A 4,716-nucleotide genomic window follows, 5' to 3' on the forward strand; every position below is an offset into this window, starting at 1 on the left:
CCGACGCACGACGTGGCTGACGAAGCCGCAGCCTACAAGCTGGCCGATGAGCCGTTTCCCGGCAAATTCGGAATATTTTACAAAGCCAACCGTCCGACAAAAAACAAACTCGAAGCGGACATCAACGCGAAAGCACGGGAACGGGTTCAGGGCTTGAAGGACTGGCAGATACTGAAACAGAATTTCGAGCGGATGAAGTGATTCATCCACTGTTTTCCGTGGCCGCCGATGTGAATCGGCGGCTTTTTTTTCGGCGAGGACGCTGAGGTCATTGCAGCTTTACTTGACGGAGTCGCCTCAGCTTCTCATTTTGTTCCAGGAAGCGCACAACTGATTGACGAAACTATGCCGATCTACGAATTCGCCTGCCCGAAGTGCCGGAGGGTTTTCAACTTCCTCTCCAAACGGTTGAACCCCGACCGGCTGCCGGCCTGCCCCAAGTGCGGCAATAAGAGGATGACCAAGCAAATAAGCCGCTTCGCCATGACCAGGGGTTTGAAGGAACCGGCGAAAGGCGGGGCCGGAGGCGAAGACGAAGGGCCGATGCCGGACATGGACGATCCGCGGATGATGCGCGCCATGAGCGAAATGGAACACGACCTGGAGCACCTGGACGAAAACAACCCGAAGCACATGGCCCACATGATGCGGAAGATGAAAGACATCTTGCCGCCCGGCACAATGCCCAAGGAACTCGATGTGGCCATCAAACGCCTCGAAGCCGGGGAAGATCCGGAGAAGATCGAGGCTGACATGGGTGATCTGCTCGGCGATTTCATGGGCGGCGAGGAAGGCGGACCGGGCAGTGGCGGCGGATACACGAAGGACAGCGGGCTTTACGATTATTGAAATATGAAACGTAACGCTTGAATTCTCTTTCCATGTTTCGCACAAATGCCCCACCTCCACGAAAAGATCGATTTCACGGTCGCGATTTTCGTCGTGAATGACGGCAAGGTGCTGCTCATTCATCATCGCAAACTCGACAAATGGCTGCCGCTCGGCGGCCACATTGAACTGGACGAAGATCCGGAAATCGCTGCATTGCGCGAGGCGAAGGAGGAGAGCGGCCTCGACGTGGAACTCCTCGGCGAGCGTCCGCCCACCACCGAGCCGGGCACACGCGCGTTGATAGCTCCGCGTTTCCTCGACATCCATCGCATCACCGACACGCACGAGCACATCGGCATGATTTACTGGGCGCGACCGAAGAATGGCCGGGTTGCCCTATCCGCCGTCGAGCATCACTCTATTCGCTGGTGTTCCAACGCCGACCTCGACACACTCCTGCCGCCAATGTCGAACGCTGTGAAATGGTATTGTCGCAAAGCCCTGGAAGAAGTCCCCAGCCCGTCATCCGAAGTTCAAGATTGAGTGCCAACTGATCGGCGCCGAGGATGAATTTCAACCGGGCAAAAACAGGTGTCTTTGTTCTCGAAGGGCTCAATGCGGTCTCGACGACTTATTATTTTTACTACCTTTATTTTTTCACAGAGCGGACATTTCACTTTGACAAGTTTCACAATCTTCTACTTGCGGCAGCGTTGGGATTTCTCTACACGATAGCGTCAGCCCTTTGCGGGCGTTTTGCGCAGAAGCGCGGATATTTTCTCTCGTTAAAGATCGGCTTCGCGACCATGGCTGGCTCCCTGGCAGTCGGGGCGGTCGTCACAAGTTTGCCGGGCCACCTTCTCGTGATGACCGTCTGCAACATTGGGATGTGCTTTACATGGCCGACGCTGGAGGCGCTGGTCAGCGAAAACGAGCCGCCCTTGCGCCTGCAAAGAATGGTGGGCATCTACAACCTCGTCTGGGCGGGCGGCGGAGCGTTCGCCTATTTCACCGGCGGCGCAATGCTGGAAAACCTGGGCCTGCGCAGCATATTCATAACACCCGGGATGATAATCCTCGTTCAACTCGCGTTCCTGCTTCGGCTCGAGCACGCCGGCCGAATGCCCGCCGGACAGCCTCAAGCGACGGAGGCGCCAAACAAAATTGCCCCGGCGCACCCGGAAGATCGACTGCGTTCGCCTGTAAGTCCGCAAACGTTTTTGAAGATGGCTTGGCTCGCCAATCCGTTCGCCTACCTCGCGATCAACACGCTGATTGCTGTGATGCCGAGTCTTGCGAAGCATCTGGAGCTGACGCCTCAACTTGCTGGCTTCTGCGGATCGCTCTGGATGTTCGTGCGCTTTGTGGCGTTCTGGCTGTTGTGGCGCCGGCCCGGCTGGCACTACCGTTTTCGCTGGCTGGCCGGCGCCTATGCGGCGCTGATCGTCAGCTTCGGACTGATTCTGCTGGCCCCGAATGTTGGCGTGCTTGTCGCCGCGCAATGCGTATTTGGATTCGCGACCGGACTGATCTATTACTCATCGTTGTATTACGCGATGGATGTAGGTGAAACCAAAGGGGAGCATGGTGGTCTTCACGAGGCGGCCCTTGGCGCCGGCAGTTGCGCGGGGCCGGGCATTGGCGCGGCTGCCCTGCACTTTTTTCCGAACAATCCGGATGGTAGCACGTGGGCGGTGAGTGCGCTGCTGTTGGCCGGGTTGGCCGGCCTCTTCGCGCTCCGGTTTTGGCGCCGTTCCGATTCTCCCTTGCTACAAAATGGCCAAACCCATCATGCTGGCGGCAATTAAGAAAGAAAACCTATGTCATTACTCGCAGGCAAAGTCGGAATCGTCTTCGGCGTCGCAAACAAACGCTCAATCGCCTGGGCCATCGCGCAGGCGTGGCATCGTGAGGGTGCGAAGCTCGCGTTTACTTATCAGGGTGAACGGCTCAAGGACAACGTGGAGGAACTCGTCGGCACCTTCGGCGCGGACACGTTGCTGATGGAATGCGATGTGACCAAAGATGATCACATTGCCCGGGTGTTTGACGAAGTCAGGAAAAAATCCGGCAAATTACACCTGCTATTGCATTCGGTCGCATTCGCGCCAAAAGACGCGTTGGAAGGGGAGTTTGTGAACACAAGCCGCGAAGCGTTCCGCGTGGCACACGACGTGAGCGCGTACTCGCTCGTGGCACTGTCGCGCGGCGCAACGCCGCTGATGACCGAGGGTGGAAGTATCGTTGCGATGAGTTACTACGGTTCGGAAAAAGTAGTGCCGCATTACAACGTCATGGGCGTGGCCAAGGCATCGCTGGAAGCCAGCACTCGTTATCTCGCCTACGATCTTGGTCCGAAAAAAATCCGCGTGAACTGCATCAGCGCCGGACCGGTGAACACACTGGCCGCGCGCGGCATTGCCGGTTTCACCGAAATGCTGAAATATTACGAAGCCCACGCCCCACTCAAACGCAATGTTTTGCCCGACGAACTCGGGGCCGCCGGCGCATTCCTTGCCAGCGATGGTGCCGCCGCCATCACCGGCCAGGTGATCTACGTTGACTGCGGGTATCAGATCATGGGGATGTAAATCGGCATCCTCACTGCTTTCACCACGGTCGGGCATCTTGATATTCAGTTCGAGTTGGCCGATCCGCCCATCGTTGGGCCGGACGGCGTCACCGCGGTCGTCAATTTGATACCCGGCGAGACACTTCAAAGTGTTGCCTTTCTCCAAGCCACCGGACCTGACGGGTCGCGAAGAGTTTTCCCGGAGTCGCATTGGACGACGCTGCCTTCGACGCCGAGAGCGTCATCCGGTCCCCAGCAACGGGAACTTCCGCCGCGCTTCTGTTACAGATCGAAGTGCCGGCCCAAATGCGCTGCTCCATGAATCCACCACGGATGGGCGCATGCCTGAACGTTCTTTGGTCAGACACGAAGCCGGAGACGTGGGCACGTTCGGAGTTGAACGAGTCGACGTTCATTTTTTCGAGGCCCTTTTCCGTATTGCTCAACGCGAACAACAGTTTTTGTTTTCTTTTTTGCGCGTCCATTTCTATTATGCGCCTCCTTTCGGAAGCGAAATGATTTGTGCTGACTAAAACTCACATTGGAATATGCCCCTGACACATACCCGAGAACTGTTCGCCAAGGCCCTTAAAGGCAAGTATGCCGTGGGGGCGTTCAACGTCAACAACATGGAGCTTCTTCAGGCCATCGTGGAAGCCTGCGAAGAGGAAAAGGCGCCCGTGATGCTCCAGATTTCAAAGGGCGCCCGTCAATATGCAAACCCGGTGTATTTGAAAAAACTCATCGAAGCGGCGGTAAGCCTGTCCAATATTCCCATCGCGGTTCATCTTGATCATGGAGATTCCTTTGAACTTTGCAAGGAATGCGTCGACGAGGGGTTTACCAGCGTGATGATCGACGGCAGTCATCTGCCCTTCGATCAGAACGTTGCCCTGTGCAAGAGGGTCGTCGAATATGCTCACAAACATGATTGCGTCGTAGAGGGGGAGCTCGGAATGCTGGTGGGTGCGCAACACGACGATGGTGAGGAAGGTGGAGGTTACTCGAAAGGCGGAGTTTACACGCACCCGGATGAAGCTGTTGAATTCGTCAAAGGCACCGGTGTGGACTCTCTGGCTGTGGCCATCGGAAACTCCCACGGCGCCTATAAATTCAAAGGCGACCAACACCTCAACCTGGAACGCTTGAAAGCCATCAAGAAAGCTCTCATGGACGCAGGTCTGGGGGATTACCCTCTAGTGCTCCACGGGGCGTCCAGCGTTCCCAAAGATCTGGTTCAGGAGATCAACAAATACGGCGGCAAACTCGGCGACGACACGGCGGGTGTTCCTGAAGCGGATATCGAGATCGCC

7 protein-coding genes are annotated in these 4,716 nt (G+C 56.6%); 6 read left to right on the forward strand and 1 reads right to left on the reverse strand.

Features of this window, described 5'->3' with window-relative positions:
• The 5 genes from VN887_00440 to VN887_00460 all read left to right on the forward strand — a co-directional run.
• Positions 1 to 201 (forward strand): pyruvate ferredoxin oxidoreductase (locus tag VN887_00440; protein ID HXT38466.1); only part of this gene is annotated, 201 nt, incomplete at its 5' end.
• Between the two features lie 144 nt (positions 202 to 345).
• Positions 346 to 849 carry a zinc ribbon domain-containing protein gene (locus VN887_00445; GenBank protein HXT38467.1) on the forward strand — a complete coding sequence of 168 codons (504 nt, stop codon included), beginning with the start codon at positions 346 to 348 and terminating at the stop codon, positions 847 to 849.
• A 45-nt stretch (positions 850 to 894) separates the two neighbouring features.
• Positions 895 to 1,374, forward strand: coding sequence for an NUDIX domain-containing protein (locus tag VN887_00450; protein HXT38468.1), 480 nt, complete (start codon positions 895 to 897; stop codon positions 1,372 to 1,374).
• 23 nt (positions 1,375 to 1,397) lie between these two features.
• Positions 1,398 to 2,639, forward strand: a complete 1,242-nt coding sequence (locus VN887_00455; protein ID HXT38469.1) for an MFS transporter — start codon at positions 1,398 to 1,400, stop codon at positions 2,637 to 2,639.
• Between the two features lie 12 nt (positions 2,640 to 2,651).
• Positions 2,652 to 3,422 (forward strand): enoyl-ACP reductase, encoded by a 771-nt coding sequence (locus VN887_00460; GenBank protein HXT38470.1) that lies wholly within the window; start codon positions 2,652 to 2,654, stop codon positions 3,420 to 3,422.
• A 100-nt stretch (positions 3,423 to 3,522) separates the two neighbouring features.
• On the opposite strand, the gene VN887_00465 is transcribed toward VN887_00460, so the two are convergent.
• Complete coding sequence (locus tag VN887_00465) at positions 3,523 to 3,888, reverse strand: hypothetical protein (GenBank protein HXT38471.1); 366 nt, start codon at positions 3,886 to 3,888, stop codon at positions 3,523 to 3,525.
• A 63-nt stretch (positions 3,889 to 3,951) separates the two neighbouring features.
• On the opposite strand from VN887_00465, the gene VN887_00470 reads away from it, so the two are divergent.
• Positions 3,952 to 4,716 (forward strand): ketose-bisphosphate aldolase (locus VN887_00470; GenBank protein HXT38472.1); only part of this gene is annotated, 765 nt, incomplete at its 3' end.

It is taken from the genome of Candidatus Angelobacter sp., assembly GCA_035607015.1.
Classification (GTDB): domain Bacteria; phylum Verrucomicrobiota; class Verrucomicrobiia; order Limisphaerales; family AV2; genus AV2.

Excerpts from the sequence above, each read along its gene's own strand:
- VN887_00445 (HXT38467.1), top strand. The coding sequence starts at position 346 with ATGCCGATCTACGAATTCGCCTGCCCGAAGTGCCGGAGGGTTTTCAAC.
- VN887_00450 (HXT38468.1), top strand. The coding sequence starts at position 895 with ATGCCCCACCTCCACGAAAAGATCGATTTCACGGTCGCGATTTTCGTC.
- VN887_00455 (HXT38469.1), top strand. The coding sequence starts at position 1,398 with ATGAATTTCAACCGGGCAAAAACAGGTGTCTTTGTTCTCGAAGGGCTC.
- VN887_00460 (HXT38470.1), top strand. The coding sequence starts at position 2,652 with ATGTCATTACTCGCAGGCAAAGTCGGAATCGTCTTCGGCGTCGCAAAC.
- VN887_00465 (HXT38471.1), bottom strand. The coding sequence starts at position 3,888 with ATGGACGCGCAAAAAAGAAAACAAAAACTGTTGTTCGCGTTGAGCAAT.